Below are 16,553 nucleotides of genomic sequence, written 5' to 3'. Positions count from 1 at the left end.
GGCGGCGTCGACTTCCTCGGCCACCTCGACATCTGGCCCATTCGTGGCCCGGTTCTGGCCGATGACCCGGCCGGCAAGCAAGCCTATGCCGAGCCCATCGATGCTCAGGTCAGTCGATTGATGCGTCGGGACGCGCCAGTACGGCGGCCCGCGGCGGTATCTTGCAACCATCACGTTTCCGTGCGATAAATTCCGTGTTCGGGCATTTGCGACCCGGAGAGCGGAACGTTTTGGACGACCTTTCCCCGATACTGTGAATCTCTGACGGCCCCGTTTTCGGCGGGGGGTTTGACCATGCGCCAATGCATGACTGCCGAAGCAACCACCGGGAACTGCCCTTTGCGCCAGGCGGCGGGCGGGACCACCAAAGACTGAACGGGTGAAGGAGTTTCCCCAATGGCCCAGACCGGCACCGTTAAATTCTTCAACGCGACCAAAGGCTTCGGTTTCATCACGCCCGATGGTGGCGCCAAGGATGTGTTCGTCCATATCTCCGCGATCGAAGCTTCCGGCTTGCGCACGCTCGTTGACGGCCAGAAGGTCACCTTCGACGTCGAGCCGGACCGCATGGGCAAGGGCCCCAAGGCCGTCAACCTCCGCGCAGCCTGAGCCATCGGCGCGCCGCATGTCACTTAGACGTGCGACGGAGGCTCCATGCCTGCACCTGGCCTGGAGAGGGATCTGAATTTTGAAAGGCGCGGCGATCTTCGTCGCGCCTTTTCCTTATCGAAGGCGCGGGCCAGTGATGTCGCCCAAGCGGCCGGGTTCTGGGCAACGACTTGCATAAAAACAAAGACCCGAAGCATGCCGCAACGTGCTTTAGACGCCCGCAAAACTTTCTCTTGCCGATGACGCTAAAATAAAGGACAAATTTCCACTCGGGCATTTGCCGGCCCGAGACTGGAGTTTATGGGACAAAGGAGCTTCCCATGCCGCAGACCGGCACCGTCAAATTCTTCAATCATGCCAAGGGCTTCGGCTTCATCACGCCCGATGATGGCGCGAAGGATGTTTTCGTCCATATTTCAGCTGTGCAGGCGTCCGGTCTTCCCGGCCTCGAGGATGGGCAGAAAGTGTCGTTCGATACCGAGCCGGATAAGCGCGGCAAGGGTCCCAAGGCCGTCAACCTGTCGGTCGGCTGAGCCGGCTCCGAACCGGCGCTCCCGGGCAGATCGCTCCCTCGAGAGCCTGTGATTTTTGACGTCCGTTTTGAATAAACACGTTAAAATCCGTTCAGCCCCCGTTCAGCCACGGTCGCATATTAGTCTTCGGTAAAGCCGGACCGCATCCCCGAAACTGCACGGGCCGGAACGAAGGAGACCGACATGAACCGAATTTTCAAAACCGCCGTCCTGGCCGCTGCCGTGGCCGCCACCACGCTCACGGCCTTGCCCGCCGCCAATGCGCGCGACTGGCGCCGTCATCATGGCCATCATGGCAATGGCGATGCCATTGCCGCCGGCGTGCTCGGCCTCGCGGCCGGGGCGCTGATCGGTGGCGCATTGGCCAATGACCGCCCGCCGCCCGACGCTGACCGCTACTACGATGACGGTTACTACGATCGTGACGTCGTGGTGCGCCCGGCCCCGGTCCGCCGCTATTATGCGGAGCCGCGGGTGGTCTACGCCAATCGTTATGCCGAACCGTGGACGCGTGACTGGTACGAATATTGCTCGGACCGCTACCGCAGCTTCAATTCCCGTACCGGCACGTTCACCGGCAATGACGGCGAACAGCATTTCTGCACTGCCAACTAACCAAGGGCTTCCCTGCCCCAAAACAGAAAAGCGCTGACCGCAAGGCCAGCGCTTTTTTGTTGTGGTCTCTACAATGTCAACGGTCTGCTTGAGGCTGATGAAAAACAGCAACGGTTCCGAGCCTGGTTCAAGTCAAAAAAGGATTGGTCCGCCTCTCCTCGCCAAAACGTCCGCCGGGACCGTGGCCACAGATGAAGCCGATGTCGTCGCCGAGCGGCAGGAGCTTGTCCTTGATCGAAGCGATCAGCGCCGCGTGGTCGCCGCCCGGCAGGTCGGTGCGGCCGACCGAGCCGCGGAACAGCACGTCGCCGACATGGGCGAACTTGGCTGCGCCGTTGTAGTAGACGACGTGACCGGGCGCATGGCCGGGGCAGTGCAGCACCTCGAACACATGGCCGCCGAACGACACGGTCTCGCCTTCGGCCAGGAACCGGTCGGGCACGCAGTTGCGCGCTCCGGCGATGCCGTAGCGCTTGCCCTGGTTTTCCAGATTGTCGAGCAGCGACTTGTCGGCCTCATGCGGACCGATGATCTCGACGCCGAGCGCCTCCTTCAACTCCATTGCACCGCCGGCATGGTCGATGTGGCCATGCGTTATCCAGATAGCTCCGGCTGAGATCGCATTGTCCTTCAGCACCGCCAGTACCTTGTCGATATCGCCGCCCGGATCGACGACGACGCCATGCTTGTCATCCATGTCGAACAGGATGGTGCAATTCTGCTGGAACGGTGTGACCGGCACGATGCCGGCATTGAGCTGACCCATGATCGTCCTTTCGATGTTCACGGGTGATGTAGAGGTGCCGACAAAGGGCGTCCACCCTCGAAAGACGAACAGTTAGTAGCCCCAAAACGGAAATGGGCGGCCGAAGCCGCCCATTTGGAAAGACCGAAACGGCCTGCTTACTTCTTCATGGCGCCCATGACCGCACCGAGAATGGCGGTCAGGATCGCGCCGCCGCCGGCGCCGCCGACGATGTTCTGCAGGTTCAGCGCGCTGCCGAGACCGCTCGTTGCTGCTGCCGCAGCCGCCGGATCGACCGCACCGCCACCCAGCAGGCTGCCGAGGATCGCCGCACCACCGACGCCGCCAATGGCTCCGCCCAGGATTTTGGGAAGCTGACCCATCGCCGCCGTCTTGAGCGCCGCACCGACCGCCTGACCACCAATGATGCCAGTAATCACCTGTATGATGATCGGAAGAAGCGTGTTCATGTCCATATGATTAGTCCCTCCATAGCTGTCAGCCTCCCGGGCCGACACCATCATGAGACGCCGAATTGGACGAAAGTCAAATGCAGAAACGCTGAAATAAAAGGGGCGGCCCGAAAACCGCCCCTACTTCTTAAAAAAGCTGTGACTTTCGTTATTCTGCGGCGATCGCGTGCTTGGGCTGAACGGCCGCAGAATAGTCATTCATAAGATTCTTGGCTATTTCGCCGACCTCGAATCGGTAAGGCCCGATCTCCGAAACCGGCGTCACTTCCGCTGCCGTCCCGGTCAGGAAGCACTGCTCGAAGCTTTCCAGCTCTTCCGGCAGGATGGCGCGTTCAATTACCTCCAGGCCGCGATCCTTGGCCAACCCGATGACCGTGCGGCGGGTGATGCCGTCGAGGAAGCAGTCGGGCTTGGGTGTGTGGATCTTGCCGTCCTTGACGAAGAAGATGTTGGCTCCGGTCGCTTCGGCGACCTGGCCACGCCAGTCGAGCATCATGGCGTCGGCATAGCCCTTGGCCTCGGCGGCGTGCTTGGACATGGTGCAGATCATGTAGAGCCCGGCGGCCTTCGACTTGGAAGGCGCGGTGCGCGGGTCGGGCCGGCGCCATTCCGCCACATCGAGACGGATGCCTTTCAGCTTCTGCGCAGGATCGAAATAGCTCGGCCATTGCCAGATGGCGATGGCGCAGTTGATGCGGTTGTTCTGCGCCGAGACGCCCATCTGCTCACTGCCGCGCCAGGCGATCGGCCGGACATAGGCGTCCTGGAAACCCTGCTTCTTGAGAAGCGTGGAAGAGGCGTCGTTGAGTTCGGCCACCGAATACGGGATCTTGAAACCGAGCAGGCGTGCCGATTCATGCAGGCGCTCGGTGTGTTCGTTGAGCTTGAAGATCTCGCCGCCATAGGCGCGCTCTCCCTCGAAAACAGCGCTGGCGTAATGCAGCCCGTGCGTCAGCACATGGATCTTGGCGTCACCCCATTGGACGAATTCGCCGTTCATCCAGATGAAGCCATCGAGTTGATCGAAGGGAACGGATGCCATGGTAACCTCCCACGGGCGGCAGCCCGGATAGTTGTATCGTTGTGTGTTTCGTGTCGGCCGCCCAAAGCGGCTTTTATGGTGGAGCGTAGGCGGATAATTGCGCTCTGGCAAACTTAGGAAATTCCGGAAAAACCGGCTTCCCTTGCCTTTTCGTTCGCAATCCGCCCAAAAGCTTGTCAAAAATTACCATTGCAGGGAAATTACGTCAATAGTACTGACATAATCTCTCTTTCCCACGGAGAAATAATGACGGATCGAAGCCCAGCCGCCGGAAAACCGATCAGGACCGCAATGTCGGTCGAGGACGGCATCGACTTCGCCATCATCGAGCTGCTCTTCTTTGCCTATCGCGACTTCACCTCCGATCCGGACCAGATCCTGGCCGATTACGGCTTCGGCCGGGCCCACCACCGGGTGCTGCATTTCGTCAACCGCAGGCCGGGCCTGACGGTCGCCGAACTGCTCGACGTGCTGAAGATCACCAAGCAGAGCCTGGCCCGTGTGCTCAAGCAACTGATCGACACCGACCATATCGTGCAGTTGCAAGGTCCGCGCGACCGCCGCCAGCGCGAACTTTATCCGACAGCCAAAGGCCGTGCGCTGGCGCTGGCGCTGGCGCGGCCACAGTCGCGCCGCATCCATGCTGCATTGGGGGATTCCGGAGTAACCGAACGGACCTTGGTGGAACGGTTCCTCGAAGCGATGGTCAATCCGGAACTGAGGGCGCAGATCGACGTTGGGTCCGCAAAAATGTCAGGGAAAAGCCATGGAGAGCACTGAACGGGTCGATCACGCGGCCGCGCCGGACGACGACGCGCCGCATCTGCTTGTCGTCGACGACGACACCCGCATCCGCAATCTTCTCAAGCAGTATCTGACCGAAAATGGCTTTCGCGTCACCGTTGCCGGCAATGCCGGCGAAGCCAGGCGCAAGCTTGCCGGCCTCGACTTCGACCTTCTGGTGCTGGACGTCATGATGCCCGGCGAGACGGGCGTCGACCTGACCAAGTCGCTGCGGGCCGAAAAGAACGTACCGATCCTGATGCTCACAGCGCTGTCGGAGACCGACAGCCGCATCTCAGGGCTGGAGGCTGGCGCCGACGACTATCTGCCAAAGCCGTTCGATCCGCGCGAGTTGATCCTGCGCATCAACAACATCCTGCGCCGCGGTGGCCCGGCGACCACGCCCAAGGTCGAGCAGTTGGTCTTCGGCCCCTACACCTTCCAGATCGCCCGGCGCGAATTGAAGCGTGGCGGCGAGGCGTTGAAGCTGACCGATCGCGAGCAGGAGATCCTGGCGATCTTCGCCGCGCGGGCGGGCGAGACGATACCCCGCCACGAGCTTGTCGGCGACGATTCGGAAGTCGGCGAGCGCACCATCGACGTCCAGATCAACCGGCTGCGCCGCAAGATCGAGCGCGATCCGTCCAATCCGGTCTGGCTGCAGACCGTACGCGGTATTGGGTATCGGCTCAGCGTGGAATAGAATGCCGCCTGCGGCCGGCTGAACGGCTGCGGGCAAACGAAAAGAGCGAATGGCAACCACGGAACTGGAACAGCCGGGCAATGGCGGCTTGAGCGCACGCGCCGCGCGGACGCTGAAGGCGGTGCCGCGCGCCTGGAACCGCTTCTGGCGCCTCGTCTCGCTCTATATGCCCAAGCGGCTCTATGCCCGCTCGCTGATCATCGTCATCGCGCCGATGATCCTGCTGCAATCGGTCGTCGCCTTCGTCTTCATGGAACGTCACTGGGCAACCGTGACGCAGCGCCTGTCGCAGGCCACCGTGCGCGACATCGCCGCCATCATCGACCTGATCGAGACCTATCCGCGCGATGCCGACTACACCAACATCATCCGCATCGCCCAGGACCGCATGCAGCTGAAGGTCGACCTCTTGCCGCCCGACCCACTTCCCGCGCCCGGTCCAAAGCCGTTTTTCTCGATTTTGGATGATGTTCTCTCGTCCGAGATCACCCGCCAGATCAACCGCCCGTTCTGGATCGACACGGTCGGCAACTCCAACATCGTCGAGGTGCGCGTGCAGCTCGAGGGCAAGGTGCTGCGCGTCTTCGTGCGCCGCAGCCAGGCCTATGCCTCGAACACCCACATCTTCCTGATCTGGATGGTCGGCACCTCGCTGGTGCTGCTGATGATCGCCATTCCCTTCCTGCGCAACCAGATCCGGCCGATCCTGATGCTTGCCGAAGCCGCCGAAAGCTTTGGCAAGGGCCGGCCGATGCCGCGCGATTTCCGGCCGCGCGGCGCCGAGGAGGTTCGCCGCGCCGGCTTTGCCTTCATGCAGATGCGCGAGCGCATCGAACGCCAGATCGAACAGCGCACCGCCATGCTGACCGGCGTCAGCCATGACCTCAGAACCATCCTCACTCGCTTCAAGCTGCAGCTGGCGCTTTCCGGCGGCAAGGCCGAGACCAAGGCAGCGCTCGACCAGGACATCGACGACATGCAGTCGATGCTCGAAGGCTATCTGTCCTTTGCCCGCGGCGAAGCTTCGGAAGACGCCGGACGGTTCGATCTCGAGGCCTATTTCGAAAAGCTCGACGAGGAAGCCAGGCTGCGCAAGCGTAAGCTGTCGACGACGCTTGCCGGCGATCACGATGTGCATGTGCGGCCCAATGCCTTTGCCCGGCTGATGTCCAACGTCATCGGCAACGCCTTCCGCTATGCCAAGACGGTGGAGGTCAACGCCACCCATGGCCGCGGCTCGCTGCTGGTCACCATCGACGACGATGGTCCGGGCATTCCCGCCGACCGACGCGAAGACGTGTTCAAGCCTTTCGTGCGGCTCGACGAGGCCCGCAACCTCGATGCCAGCGGCACCGGGCTCGGCCTGTCGATCGCCCGCGACATCGCCCGCTCCCATGGCGGAGACATCACTCTTGAAGACAGCCCGCTCGGCGGACTGCGCGCCATCATCAAGGTTCCGGCATAACCGGGCACGATTGCGAAAAGTGGAACCGGCTTCATCCGCCCGTCATGAAACCATGATCAAGAGCGCGCATGAAGCGCGCGACCTCAATTGATTCGGCCTTGCCGCCTATCTTCGACCCCGTACCTGTCCGGGTGCGCTGGAGCGAAGCGAGAGCAGCAGGCTGGTCGCCGTTCCGGCATCGTCTCAAGGCAACCGTCGACCTTTCAAGCAAAGGGCCGCCATGCGCATACTGATGGTCACCGATGCCTGGCGCCCGCAGGTCAACGGCGTCGTCCACACGTTGGAGCGGCTCACCGAGACGCTGAAATCCTTCGACGTCGCGGTGGATTTCCTGACGCCCAATATCTTTCGCACCCTGCCCTTGCCGACCTATCCCGACATCAGGCTGGCGCTGACCACGCCCGGCCATGTCGCGCGCCTGATCGACGCCGGCAAGGCCGACCACATCCACATCGTCACCGAAGGACCGCTGGGCATCATGGCGCGGCGCTATTGCCGCAATGCCGGCCGTCCATTCACCACCAGCTATCACACGCGCTTTCCCGAATATCTCAGCGCCCGCCTGCCGGTGCCGGAAAGCTGGGCCTATCGCTGGCTGCGCGATTTTCATAATTCCGGCCAGGGCACGCTGGTGGCCACCCAGTCGCTCGCCGACGACCTTTCCGCGCGCGGCTTCACCAAGCTGCGGCCATGGACGCGCGGCGTCGACACCGACCATTTCCGCCCGGACAGGAAGAAGGACCTCGGCTTCCCCGGCCCGATCTTCCTCTGCGTCGGCCGCGTCGCCATCGAAAAGAACCTGGGTGCTTTCCTCGACCTCGACCTGCCCGGCAGCAAGGTGATCGTCGGCGAAGGCCCCGAGCTTGCCAGACTGAAGGCGAAATATCCGCAAGCGCATTTCCTCGGCCATCGCCCCAACGACGAACTGGCCGAGATCTATGCCTCGGCCGACGTCTTCGTCTTCCCGAGCCGCACCGACACGTTCGGCAACGTCATCATCGAGGCACTGGCCAGCGGCACGCCGGTTGCCGCCTATCCGGTGACCGGGCCGATCGACATTGTCGGCGATGGTTTTGGCGGCGCGGTCTCCAACGATTTGCGCGAGGCCTCACTCGCCGCGCTCAACGTCGACCGTGCCGAAGCCCGCGAACGCGCCATGCGCTACAGCTGGAAGGCCTGTGCGGAAATGTTCCTCGACACGGTCGAGGAAGCACTGGGCACACGGCGAAAGCTGGCGGCCTGATCGTGCTTTTCGTTATCCAAGGGCGAAGCTGACACACCGCCACGGATGACAAAGCGCGGCGACGCACAATCAACCGTTAGTCTGCCACGGCACCTTGTTTCAAAGGGATGGTTCGGCGTGACGTATTGTGCGACTTCGGAGCCATGACCAAGTCAGATTGATAATTGTCGGCGACTCAAAATTTACCATTTCTACCTACATTGTGGCATGCTCGAAGCAACAGCCAGCAACAAAATCAACAGTTACACGAGCCATTTCATCAGGCCCGAAGGTATCTTGCTGATAGTTCTGCTGGTGGTGGCTTTCTTGCCCGTACTGCTCGTCGACATACCCGCTATGGCAGACTATCCAAATCATCTCGCAAGAATGTCGATCCTGATGCGCGCCGGTACGCCCGAAGCCCATCCCTATTATGAAGCCGCGTGGGCACCCTACCCTAATCTAGCCATGGATCTCGTCGTCCCGTTCGCTGGGCGCTTGATCGGGATCGAACTGGCATCAAAGCTTTTCTATCTAGTCTCGCAAATGCTGGTCGTCAGCGGGGCAATGGCCGTCGGAGCGGCCGCACAGGGGCGTGTGATCCTCAGCGGCTTCGTCGCTTCGCTCTTCCTCTACGCCATGCCTTTCGCTTTCGGATTCGTGAATTTTGAATTTGGACTGGGGATCGTTCTTTGGTCCATCGCGGTTTGGATTTGGCTTGCGGAAAGACCTTTGCCGCTGCGCCTTGCGATCCACGCCGTCTTCGTCCTGGTTCTGTATATCTCTCACCTATTTGCCCTCGGCCTGTATGGCATTGTGGTGGGGCTGTACGAACTCTCCCGCTGGCCAGACCATATTGAGAATTGGAAACGCACGATCTTGCTGGTTGCCGGAATGGCTGCTCCGGTCGTCGCAGTTGGCGCCCTGGCGCTCGCCTACGGCGGCAAAGTGGGTGGCGAAGGAACCGAATGGGCCCTGTCGGCGAAATTGTTGGCGCTGGTTCAAGTCAACGGCTTCAGCAGATACACTTCCTCAGCTGTGACCGTGGTGCTGGTCATTCTCAGTTACCTTGCGGTGAAGCACAGGATGGTGGCGGTCTCTCGCGTCGGCTGCTGGATAGGCTTTGGGCTCTTGTGCCTGTTCATTGTCATGCCGTTTCGCGTTGTGGACACGGCCTTTGTCGACGGGCGCGTCCTTCTGGCGCTTATTCTGATCCTGCCAGCCTTCGTCACGATCAAGCGTCCGCAAGACTCGCGTGGAACACTTCTCGTCGCGCTGGCGTTTGGCGCCGGGCTTGCAAACAGTGGCATCGCGATCTGGGCCCAAACGTCGTGCCGCAGCGAATATCGTGCCCTTATGACCGCGTTCGACGCCATTCCAATGGGTTCGCGAATCCTTACCGGCCAGAATGGCCTTCCAGACGACCCGCCAACGAATCTGCTCCTTTATCCAATGTACAATGCTGCCGCGTTGGCCGTAGTCACACGCAATGCACTGATGCCAACGCTGTTCACCTATCCGGGAAAACAGCCGGTCAGGCCCCGGCCGGAAGTGGCAAACCTGACCGTTCCGCAAGGCGGGCCTATCCCGATGTCTGAGCTGGAGGCCTACGCCGCCGGTGCATTACCACCGGTCGAGGCGGCGTATGCAGCGCATTGGACCCGTGACTTTGACTATCTGCTGGTAATCGCGCCGGAGCGCAGCCCGCCACGACACGGCAACCTTGAATTAATCGCCGAAGGCAAACAGTTCAAATTTTACAGAATAAGGAAATTGGTCGACGCGGACAGGAAAAGCGGATGATGTCCACGCGCGACACTCCTGTCACGACATGGCATGAAATTCATGCTGAAGCATCTGCCGAAAGGATTATCAATCCATCCCGGTTCGCGGGGGATTCCGATCCCCAGTTGAGACCCTAAAACAACCGCCCGCCATCCGGCACCTTACGCTCGATCGCGCCGAGCACCACGGCGCCCTCTTCGTCGGGAAAGCCGAGAGTGAGCACTTCCGACATGAATGGACCGATCTGGCGCGGCGGGAAATTGACCACCGCGAACACCTGCCGGCCGATCAGCGTCTCCGGTGTATAGTATTTGGTGATCTGCGCCGACGATTTCTTGATACCGATGCCGGCGCCGAAATCGATCTTCAGCTTGAACGCGGGCTTGCGCGCCTCGGGAAACGGCTCGGCCTCGACGATCGTGCCGGCGCGGATGTCGACACGATCGAAATCGGCAAAACTGATCTCGGGCTTGCGCTCGGTGTTCGAACTCATCTTGGTCTTGTCTGCCTTAACGGGGACTCAGGCGTTGCCGTAGGTCTCGAACAGCACACCGGCCAGGGCGTCCTTGGCCGAGGTTCCCGACCAGACGACGAACTGGAACGCCTGGAAATAGCATTCGCAGGCTTCCAGCGCCGACGACAGCAACACTTCGACCTGCTGGCTCGACGGCTCGACCCCGCCGGCCAGCAGCAGCGACTGGCGGAACATGATCGCGCCCTCCTGCTCCCAGAGGTCGAAATGGCCAAACAGCATCTGCTCGTTGATCAGCGACAAGAGCCGCATCACTTCCAGCGTGCGGGTCTCCGGCACCTTGATATCGAAGGCGCAGGCCAGGTGCAGCGCCTCGAAATCCTCCATCCACGAAAAGGAGACGTGATAGTCGGTCCAGCTTCCGGCAACCGAGATCGAAATCTCGTCGTCGCCGGCCCGCTCGAAGGACCAGTCGTTGTTGTGGGCCACCTGCTCGATAACATCCACCGGATGGATTTCGCGGGAGAATTCGAGTTCGAGAAGTTCCATGGAATGCTTCCTGTCGTTCTGTACGAGCGCCGCCACACGCTCCGCGGGAGGGCACACACAACGAACAATCTTGTCTAGAACTCGGACGGCCAGGACTTTCTTCGCGCAAAGACGACTTCTCGACGCAAAGACCCCAGACCGGACCCCACCGCCCGGTCGCATGATCCTGCTCCGAATCATGCAACAAATTCAGTCTATTGATCGGGAGTCGCGTGAACAGCCCAATTTTTCGCACTGCGTCATTCGCATGTGGAAAGCCGCTGTCACAAAGATTCATGCAATGCCGTTAAGCGATTCACGGCAAAGCGCTTTTCAGGATCGGGCTATGTGGAAAAGTTTAACGATTATTTTTTTGTGCGCGGCTTGGCGGCCGTCGCTGGTGTGGCGTCGCCGGCCAGTTCTGCAAGCTTCGCCTCGAGCGCCTCGATGCGGGCGGCAAGGCGGGTATTCTCTTCCCGCGCTTTGGCGGCCATCTCGCGCGCGGCTTCGAACTCTTCGCGCTGCACCACGTCCATCGTATTGAGAATGCGCTCGGCCTGCCCCTTGAAGGCGGTCTCCACCTCACGGCGCACGCCCTGGGCGGCGCCGGCGGCGTCGGTCATCAGCTTGGCGAATTCATCGAGAATGCGGTTCGGTCCGGTCGACATGGCAAATCCTCGCGCTTGCACAAAATTGACGTAGTGGCGCCGCGCGTCGAATGCAAGCTTGTTGCACCTTGCTGCGGCATCAAGTCGAGTGCGCCCACCTTGCCTTGACCCTGCCAAAACCCTGCCGCATGGTCCGCGCCCAAACACGCTCGCAACCGAGAGTTCCCCGTTGAACGAATATTTCCTGCTGCCGCTGGCCTCCCTGCCCTTCCCCAACATCAACCCGATCCTCATCCAGATCGGGCCGCTGGCGGTGCACTGGTATGGCGTCGGCTATATCGTCGGCATCCTGTTCGCCTGGTGGTATGCCAAGCGGCTCGCCGCCAATGCCAGGCTGTGGCCGAACGGCGTCCTGCCGATGAAGCCGGAGGATCTCGACGATTTCATCGTCTGGGCGGCCATCGGTGTCGTGCTCGGAGGCCGCACCGGCTATGTGCTCTTCTATGATCTGGCGCGCTACATCGCGCACCCGCTCGATATCTTCGCCGTGTGGCAGGGCGGGATGTCGTTCCATGGCGGCCTGCTCGGCGTCATCCTCGCCATGACGCTGTTTTCCATCAAGCGCGGCATCCGCACCTGGTCGCTGTTCGATGTCGTGGCGGCCGGCGTGCCGGTCGGCCTCGGCCTGGTGCGCGTCGCCAACTTCATCAATTCCGAACTGTGGGGCCGACCAACCGACGTGCCCTGGGCGTTCGAGTTTCCCAATGGCGGGCCGTTTGCCCGTCATCCGAGCCAGCTTTACGAGGCGCTGCTCGAGGGTGTGGTGCTGTTCCTCGTGCTGCGCATTCTCACCCATTCGCGCCTCAGGCTGAAGACGCCGCGCTTCGTCGGCGGCGCCTTCATCTGCGGCTATGGCCTGTCGCGCATCTTCGTCGAGTTCTTCCGCGAGCCTGACCAGCAGCTCGGCTATCTCCTCGGCACCAACTGGTTGACCATGGGCATGATCCTGTCGTCGCCGATGGTGCTGGCCGGCATCTGGGCGATGCTGACCGCCAAGCCGGTGGCACAGCCGCAGCCGGCATGACACGGCTGAAGACCCGCATCGTCGACCTGATCGAGGCCCTTGGGCCGCTTCCCGTCAACGAGTACATGGCGCTGTGCCTGTTCGACCCGGCGGACGGCTACTACACGACGCGCGAGCCCTTTGGTGCGGGCGGCGACTTCGTCACCGCGCCGGAGATCAGCCAGATGTTCGGCGAACTGGTCGCGGTCTGGATGTACCAGGTCTGGGCAGCGAGCGGCCGGCCACTGCCGGTCACCATCGCCGAGATCGGACCCGGCCGCGGCACGCTGATGAAGGACATGCTGCGCACGCTGTCGCGGCTCGATCCTGACCTGGCCAACGGCGCCACCTTCGCCATGATCGAGACAAGCCCGCGCCTGACCGAGGTGCAAAAAAAGACGCTTGGCGTCACACCCTTCGCGGTTGGCTGGCACGAAACCATCGAGACCTTGCCGCAACAATCGCTGTTCATCGTCGGCAACGAACTGTTCGACGCAGTGCCCATCCGCCAGTTCATCCGCGCCGGCGCCGGCTGGCGCGAGCGCATGGTCGGCCTCGACGAGACCAACGACCTTTGCTTCTTCGCCGGCGCCGGCTCGGTCGACCCGACGCTGCTGCCCGCCGATGCCGCTGACGCGCCGCAAGGTGCGATCGCCGAAGTGGCGCCTGCCCGCACCGCGCTGATGGCAACAATCGCCGAGCGCATATCCAGGCATGGTGGCGCCGGCCTGTTTCTCGACTACGGCCATTTCCAGCCGGGTGTCGGGGACACCCTGCAGGCCTTGCGCAGCCACGATCACGAAGATGTGCTGGCCAATCCCGGTGAGGCCGACCTCACCTCCCACGTCGATTTCGCCGCCCTTGCCGCGATCGCGCGTGCACATGGCCTCGAAGCCCATCTGACGACACAGGGCGATTTCCTGCTCGGCATGGGCATCCTCGAGCGCGCCGGCCGGCTTGGCGCCGATGCCGGCCAGGCGGCGCGCGAAAGGATCGCCGGCGACGTCGAGCGCCTCGCAGGGCCGCAAGCCATGGGCGAGCTGTTCAAGGTGCTTGCGGTGCTGCCTCGCGGCGTGGCGGTTCGGCCCTTTGCCGAGGCGGATTGACTTTTTACCGCCGCCCCTCCCAATCTCCCGTCCGCGCTTTGCAGCCTGTTCTCGACCAAGCACCTTCTTCTTGACGAAACCGCCCACACGGACAACAACGCCCGCATGCTGAATCAGACCAAACCGGATCCCGTTCGGTCGCCGCTGCTGGACGAGGCGCAGGCACAAGGCATCCGCCACGGCTATTTCACCCGCGTCGGCGGTGTTTCCGGCGGCATCTATCAGGGCCTCAACATCGGCACCGGATCGGATGACGACCAGGTGCTGGTGGCTGAGAACCGCGCCCGTGTCGCTGCCTGGATGGGCGTGCCGGCAAGGCATCTGTTGACCGCCTGGCAAATCCATTCGCCCGATGTCGTCATCGCCAAGGAGCCCTTTGCCGGCGAGCGCCCCAAGGCGGACGCCATCGTCACCGACCGGCCGGGCATCGCCATCGGCGCCTCGACCGCCGATTGCGGTCCCGTGCTGTTCGCTGATGCGCAGGCGCGCATCATCGGCGCCGCGCATGCCGGCTGGAAAGGCGCGTTCACCGGCGTGCTCGAAAACACCATCCTGGCGATGGAAAGCCTCGGCGCCCGGCGCCAAAACATCGTCGCCGTGCTAGGCCCCTCCATCGGCCCGCGAAACTACGAGGTCGGCCCGGAATTCGTCGCCCGCTTTGTCGAAGCCGACGCCGAAAACATCCTCTATTTCGCTCCGTCCGCCAATGCCGGCCATGCGATGTTCGACCTCAACCGCTACACGGTTGACCGGCTGGCCAAGGCAGGCGTGACGGCTGAGGGCCTAGACCGCTGCACTTACGCCGAGGAAGGCCTGTTCTACTCCTATCGGCGCACCACGCATCGCAAGGAGCCCGATTACGGCCGGCAGGTTTCGGCAATTGTCTTGGAGAGGGAATAATGGCGCTGCATTTTGAACGATCTGAATTTGACGCGCGGCGCGACCGGCTGATCATCGAGATGGCCGAAAAGAAGCTCGACGCCATCCTGCTGTTCGCGCAGGAAAGCATGTATTGGCTGACCGGCTACGACACGTTCGGCTTCTGCTTCTTCCAGTGCCTGGTGGTCAAGGCCGACGGTTCGATGGTGCTTCTGACCCGCTCGGCCGACCTGCGCCAGGCGCGTCAGACCTCGATTATCGACAACATCGTCTTGTGGACCGACCGCAACGGCGCCAATCCTGCGGTCGACCTGCGCAATCTGCTCAACGAACTCGACCTGCTCGGCGCCCGCATCGGCGTCGAATACGACACCCACGGCCTGACCGCCTTCAACGGCCGCCGCCTGGACGAGCAGTTGCAGACCTTCGGCCAGATCGCCGATGCGTCCGGCATTGTCGGCCGGCTGCGCCTGTTTAAGAGCCCGGCCGAGATAGCCAAGGCCGAGAAGGCCGCCAATCTCTCCGACGATGCGCTCGACGCGGCACTGCCGCTGATCAAGCAAGGCGGCGACGAAGCTCTGATCCTGGCCGCCATGCAGGGCGCGATCTTCGCCGGCGGCGGCGACTATCCGGCCAACGAGTTCATCATCGGCTCCGGCGTCGATGCGCTGCTGTGCCGCTACAAGGCCGGCCGCCGCAAGCTCACCAAGAACGACCAGCTGACGCTCGAATGGGCCGGCGTCTTCAACCACTACCATGCGCCGATGATGCGCACGGTGCTGACCGGCAAGGTGTCGAAGCGCCATCAGGAACTGTTCGACGCCGCCCGCGCAGCACTCCTGGCTGTCGAGAAGGCGATGATGCCGGGCAACAGCTTCGGCGACGTCTTCGATGCGCATGCCCGCACCATGGAGGCACACGGCCTGACCAAGCACCGGCTGAACGCCTGCGGCTATTCGGTCGGCGCCCGCTTCACCCCGTCCTGGATGGACATGCCGATGTTCTACCAGGGCAATCCCGAACCGATCGCGCCCAACATGACGCTGTTCGCCCATATGATCATCATGGACTCCGACACCGAGACGGCGATGACGCTTGGCCGCACCTACCTGACCACCGAATCCCAGCCCAGGCCGCTGTCCCGCCATGATCTCGACTTGATCGTAAAGTGAATCCACAGTGGGAGGCGTTCTTCGCCAAGGAGTTAGAAGGCAAATGAGACGATCGCATGTGACGACCGTGTCATTGCTTGTGGCATTGGCTCTTGCTGCCTGCACCAACGCAAAGGACGTGCTCGAACCGTCGGCGATCACCCCGCCGGCGACGTCGACCCAGACGCTGCCCGCAACGTCAGGCAACACGGCGGCGACGGTTCCGGCCGGGCCCGCCACCAGCACGTCTGGCGCTCCCGCAACCGCCGCCGCCCCGGTCACATCAGCCCAAAGCGCTGCCATCCTGTCGAAGACCCGCTTGCAGATCGCGCCGATCGTAGGCGCTTCGGTGGAAGCTGCGACACCTCTGACGGCGGAGTTGCAGACCCGTGCCAGGCAGCGCGGCATCACTCTCGCCGGCAGCGCCGACCAGACCGTGACACATGTGCTGAAAGGCTATTTCTCGACGATGTCGGAAGGCGCCGACACCACCGTCATCTATGTCTGGGACGTCTATGACCCCGCTGGCAACCGGCTGCACCGCATCAATGGCCAGCAGAAGGCTCCGTCGGTCAATTCCGGCGGCAGCGCGGGCGGCGACAGCTGGAAGGGGATCTCGCCGGCCACCATGCAGGCGATCGCCGACCAGACCATCGACCAGTTCGCCGCCTGGCTCGGCGGCAAGGCGGGCTAGAGGCATCGGACCCCAAAGTGGAGACGGTTTTGGGAAAATCCGATGCCCAATGAGAAGAAGGACCAGCACAAATCCCG

The 16,553-nt window shown here is 62.3% G+C and carries 19 protein-coding genes; 13 read left to right on the top strand and 6 right to left on the bottom strand.

Annotated elements, in window-relative coordinates; genetic code table 11:
• Positions 1 to 396: 396 nt before the first annotated feature.
• From MESCI_RS10965 to MESCI_RS10955, 3 genes are all read left to right on the top strand, one after another.
• Positions 397 to 609: a cold-shock protein gene (locus MESCI_RS10965; RefSeq protein ID WP_006202520.1), complete on the top strand. Its 213-nt coding sequence runs from the start codon at positions 397 to 399 to the stop codon at positions 607 to 609.
• Between the two features lie 320 nt (positions 610 to 929).
• Entirely contained in the window at positions 930 to 1,142 is a 213-nt protein-coding gene (locus MESCI_RS10960) for a cold-shock protein (protein ID WP_013530020.1), read from the top strand.
• A gap of 183 nt (positions 1,143 to 1,325) precedes the next feature.
• Complete coding sequence (locus tag MESCI_RS10955; RefSeq protein ID WP_013530019.1) at positions 1,326 to 1,757, top strand: BA14K family protein; 432 nt, start codon at positions 1,326 to 1,328, stop codon at positions 1,755 to 1,757.
• Between the two features lie 127 nt (positions 1,758 to 1,884).
• On the opposite strand, the gene MESCI_RS10950 is transcribed toward MESCI_RS10955, so the two are convergent.
• The 3 genes from MESCI_RS10950 to MESCI_RS10940 form a co-directional block, all read right to left on the bottom strand.
• Positions 1,885 to 2,523: an MBL fold metallo-hydrolase gene (locus tag MESCI_RS10950; protein ID WP_013530018.1), complete on the bottom strand. Its 639-nt coding sequence runs from the start codon at positions 2,521 to 2,523 to the stop codon at positions 1,885 to 1,887.
• Positions 2,524 to 2,660: 137 nt separating this feature from the next.
• On the bottom strand, positions 2,661 to 2,978 hold the full coding sequence (locus tag MESCI_RS10945) for a hypothetical protein (RefSeq protein ID WP_013530017.1): 318 nt from the start codon (positions 2,976 to 2,978) through the stop codon (positions 2,661 to 2,663).
• 145 nt (positions 2,979 to 3,123) lie between these two features.
• Positions 3,124 to 4,017: a branched-chain amino acid aminotransferase gene (locus tag MESCI_RS10940; RefSeq protein WP_013530016.1), complete on the bottom strand. Its 894-nt coding sequence runs from the start codon at positions 4,015 to 4,017 to the stop codon at positions 3,124 to 3,126.
• Positions 4,018 to 4,263: 246 nt separating this feature from the next.
• Between MESCI_RS10940 and MESCI_RS10935 the strand changes: the two genes are divergently transcribed.
• The 5 genes from MESCI_RS10935 to MESCI_RS10915 all read left to right on the top strand — a co-directional run bounded on the left by MESCI_RS10935 (position 4,264) and on the right by MESCI_RS10915 (position 9,993).
• Positions 4,264 to 4,797 carry a MarR family winged helix-turn-helix transcriptional regulator gene (locus MESCI_RS10935; protein ID WP_024505623.1) on the top strand — a complete coding sequence of 178 codons (534 nt, stop codon included), beginning with the start codon at positions 4,264 to 4,266 and terminating at the stop codon, positions 4,795 to 4,797.
• Positions 4,784 to 5,503 (top strand): response regulator, encoded by a 720-nt coding sequence (locus MESCI_RS10930; RefSeq protein ID WP_013530014.1) that lies wholly within the window; start codon positions 4,784 to 4,786, stop codon positions 5,501 to 5,503. Before MESCI_RS10935 ends, MESCI_RS10930 begins: the two co-directional genes overlap by 14 nt.
• A 49-nt stretch (positions 5,504 to 5,552) precedes the next feature.
• Positions 5,553 to 6,968: an ATP-binding protein gene (locus MESCI_RS10925; protein WP_013530013.1), complete on the top strand. Its 1,416-nt coding sequence runs from the start codon at positions 5,553 to 5,555 to the stop codon at positions 6,966 to 6,968.
• 220 nt (positions 6,969 to 7,188) lie between these two features.
• The gene (locus MESCI_RS10920; RefSeq protein ID WP_013530012.1) at positions 7,189 to 8,211 is read left to right on the top strand and encodes a glycosyltransferase family 4 protein; all 1,023 of its coding nucleotides are present in this window, start codon (positions 7,189 to 7,191) and stop codon (positions 8,209 to 8,211) included.
• Between the two features lie 207 nt (positions 8,212 to 8,418).
• Positions 8,419 to 9,993 carry a hypothetical protein gene (locus MESCI_RS10915; protein ID WP_013530011.1) on the top strand — a complete coding sequence of 525 codons (1,575 nt, stop codon included), beginning with the start codon at positions 8,419 to 8,421 and terminating at the stop codon, positions 9,991 to 9,993.
• Between the two features lie 115 nt (positions 9,994 to 10,108).
• Here MESCI_RS10915 and MESCI_RS10910 read toward each other — a convergent pair whose 3' ends face one another.
• The 3 genes from MESCI_RS10910 to MESCI_RS10900 form a co-directional block, all read right to left on the bottom strand.
• Positions 10,109 to 10,468: a tRNA-binding protein gene (locus MESCI_RS10910; RefSeq protein WP_013530010.1), complete on the bottom strand. Its 360-nt coding sequence runs from the start codon at positions 10,466 to 10,468 to the stop codon at positions 10,109 to 10,111.
• Positions 10,469 to 10,495: 27 nt separating this feature from the next.
• Entirely contained in the window at positions 10,496 to 10,996 is a 501-nt protein-coding gene (locus MESCI_RS10905) for a type III secretion system chaperone family protein (RefSeq protein ID WP_013530009.1), read from the bottom strand.
• 344 nt (positions 10,997 to 11,340) lie between these two features.
• The gene (locus MESCI_RS10900) at positions 11,341 to 11,643 is read right to left on the bottom strand and encodes an accessory factor UbiK family protein (protein ID WP_013530008.1); all 303 of its coding nucleotides are present in this window, start codon (positions 11,641 to 11,643) and stop codon (positions 11,341 to 11,343) included.
• 169 nt (positions 11,644 to 11,812) lie between these two features.
• Here MESCI_RS10900 and lgt point away from each other — a divergent pair, with 169 nt between their 5' ends.
• From lgt to MESCI_RS10875, 5 genes are all read left to right on the top strand, one after another.
• Entirely contained in the window at positions 11,813 to 12,667 is an 855-nt protein-coding gene (lgt, locus tag MESCI_RS10895; RefSeq protein WP_013530007.1) for a prolipoprotein diacylglyceryl transferase, read from the top strand.
• On the top strand, positions 12,664 to 13,752 hold the full coding sequence (locus tag MESCI_RS10890; RefSeq protein ID WP_013530006.1) for a class I SAM-dependent methyltransferase: 1,089 nt from the start codon (positions 12,664 to 12,666) through the stop codon (positions 13,750 to 13,752). The genes lgt and MESCI_RS10890 overlap by 4 nt, the downstream gene beginning before the upstream one ends.
• A 105-nt stretch (positions 13,753 to 13,857) precedes the next feature.
• Positions 13,858 to 14,652, top strand: coding sequence for a peptidoglycan editing factor PgeF (gene pgeF / locus MESCI_RS10885; RefSeq protein ID WP_013530005.1), 795 nt, complete (start codon positions 13,858 to 13,860; stop codon positions 14,650 to 14,652).
• On the top strand, positions 14,652 to 15,803 hold the full coding sequence (locus MESCI_RS10880; protein ID WP_013530004.1) for a M24 family metallopeptidase: 1,152 nt from the start codon (positions 14,652 to 14,654) through the stop codon (positions 15,801 to 15,803). The genes pgeF and MESCI_RS10880 overlap by 1 nt, the downstream gene beginning before the upstream one ends.
• 43 nt (positions 15,804 to 15,846) lie before the next feature.
• Positions 15,847 to 16,476: a hypothetical protein gene (locus tag MESCI_RS10875; RefSeq protein WP_013530003.1), complete on the top strand. Its 630-nt coding sequence runs from the start codon at positions 15,847 to 15,849 to the stop codon at positions 16,474 to 16,476.
• Positions 16,477 to 16,553 lie beyond the last annotated feature (77 nt).

The organism is Mesorhizobium ciceri biovar biserrulae WSM1271, from assembly GCF_000185905.1.
In the GTDB taxonomy this organism is placed as follows: Bacteria; Pseudomonadota; Alphaproteobacteria; order Rhizobiales; family Rhizobiaceae; genus Mesorhizobium; species Mesorhizobium ciceri.
The sequence above is the reverse complement of the archived record's forward strand: the minus strand, read 5'-3'. Positions and strand labels throughout refer to the sequence as shown.

Bases quoted from the DNA above. Each gene is read 5' to 3' on its own strand.
- MESCI_RS10940 (WP_013530016.1), bottom strand. From the start codon at position 4,017: ATGGCATCCGTTCCCTTCGATCAACTCGATGGCTTCATCTGGATGAAC.
- MESCI_RS10925 (WP_013530013.1), top strand. From the start codon at position 5,553: ATGGCAACCACGGAACTGGAACAGCCGGGCAATGGCGGCTTGAGCGCA.
- pgeF (WP_013530005.1), top strand. From the start codon at position 13,858: ATGCTGAATCAGACCAAACCGGATCCCGTTCGGTCGCCGCTGCTGGAC.
- MESCI_RS10910 (WP_013530010.1), bottom strand. From the start codon at position 10,468: ATGAGTTCGAACACCGAGCGCAAGCCCGAGATCAGTTTTGCCGATTTC.
- MESCI_RS10945 (WP_013530017.1), bottom strand. From the start codon at position 2,978: ATGGACATGAACACGCTTCTTCCGATCATCATACAGGTGATTACTGGC.
- MESCI_RS10965 (WP_006202520.1), top strand. From the start codon at position 397: ATGGCCCAGACCGGCACCGTTAAATTCTTCAACGCGACCAAAGGCTTC.
- MESCI_RS10930 (WP_013530014.1), top strand. From the start codon at position 4,784: ATGGAGAGCACTGAACGGGTCGATCACGCGGCCGCGCCGGACGACGAC.
- MESCI_RS10880 (WP_013530004.1), top strand. From the start codon at position 14,652: ATGGCGCTGCATTTTGAACGATCTGAATTTGACGCGCGGCGCGACCGG.
- MESCI_RS10875 (WP_013530003.1), top strand. From the start codon at position 15,847: ATGAGACGATCGCATGTGACGACCGTGTCATTGCTTGTGGCATTGGCT.
- MESCI_RS10915 (WP_013530011.1), top strand. From the start codon at position 8,419: ATGCTCGAAGCAACAGCCAGCAACAAAATCAACAGTTACACGAGCCAT.
- MESCI_RS10900 (WP_013530008.1), bottom strand. From the start codon at position 11,643: ATGTCGACCGGACCGAACCGCATTCTCGATGAATTCGCCAAGCTGATG.
- MESCI_RS10935 (WP_024505623.1), top strand. From the start codon at position 4,264: ATGACGGATCGAAGCCCAGCCGCCGGAAAACCGATCAGGACCGCAATG.
- MESCI_RS10890 (WP_013530006.1), top strand. From the start codon at position 12,664: ATGACACGGCTGAAGACCCGCATCGTCGACCTGATCGAGGCCCTTGGG.
- MESCI_RS10955 (WP_013530019.1), top strand. From the start codon at position 1,326: ATGAACCGAATTTTCAAAACCGCCGTCCTGGCCGCTGCCGTGGCCGCC.
- MESCI_RS10950 (WP_013530018.1), bottom strand. From the start codon at position 2,523: ATGGGTCAGCTCAATGCCGGCATCGTGCCGGTCACACCGTTCCAGCAG.
- MESCI_RS10960 (WP_013530020.1), top strand. From the start codon at position 930: ATGCCGCAGACCGGCACCGTCAAATTCTTCAATCATGCCAAGGGCTTC.
- MESCI_RS10905 (WP_013530009.1), bottom strand. From the start codon at position 10,996: ATGGAACTTCTCGAACTCGAATTCTCCCGCGAAATCCATCCGGTGGAT.
- MESCI_RS10920 (WP_013530012.1), top strand. From the start codon at position 7,189: ATGCGCATACTGATGGTCACCGATGCCTGGCGCCCGCAGGTCAACGGC.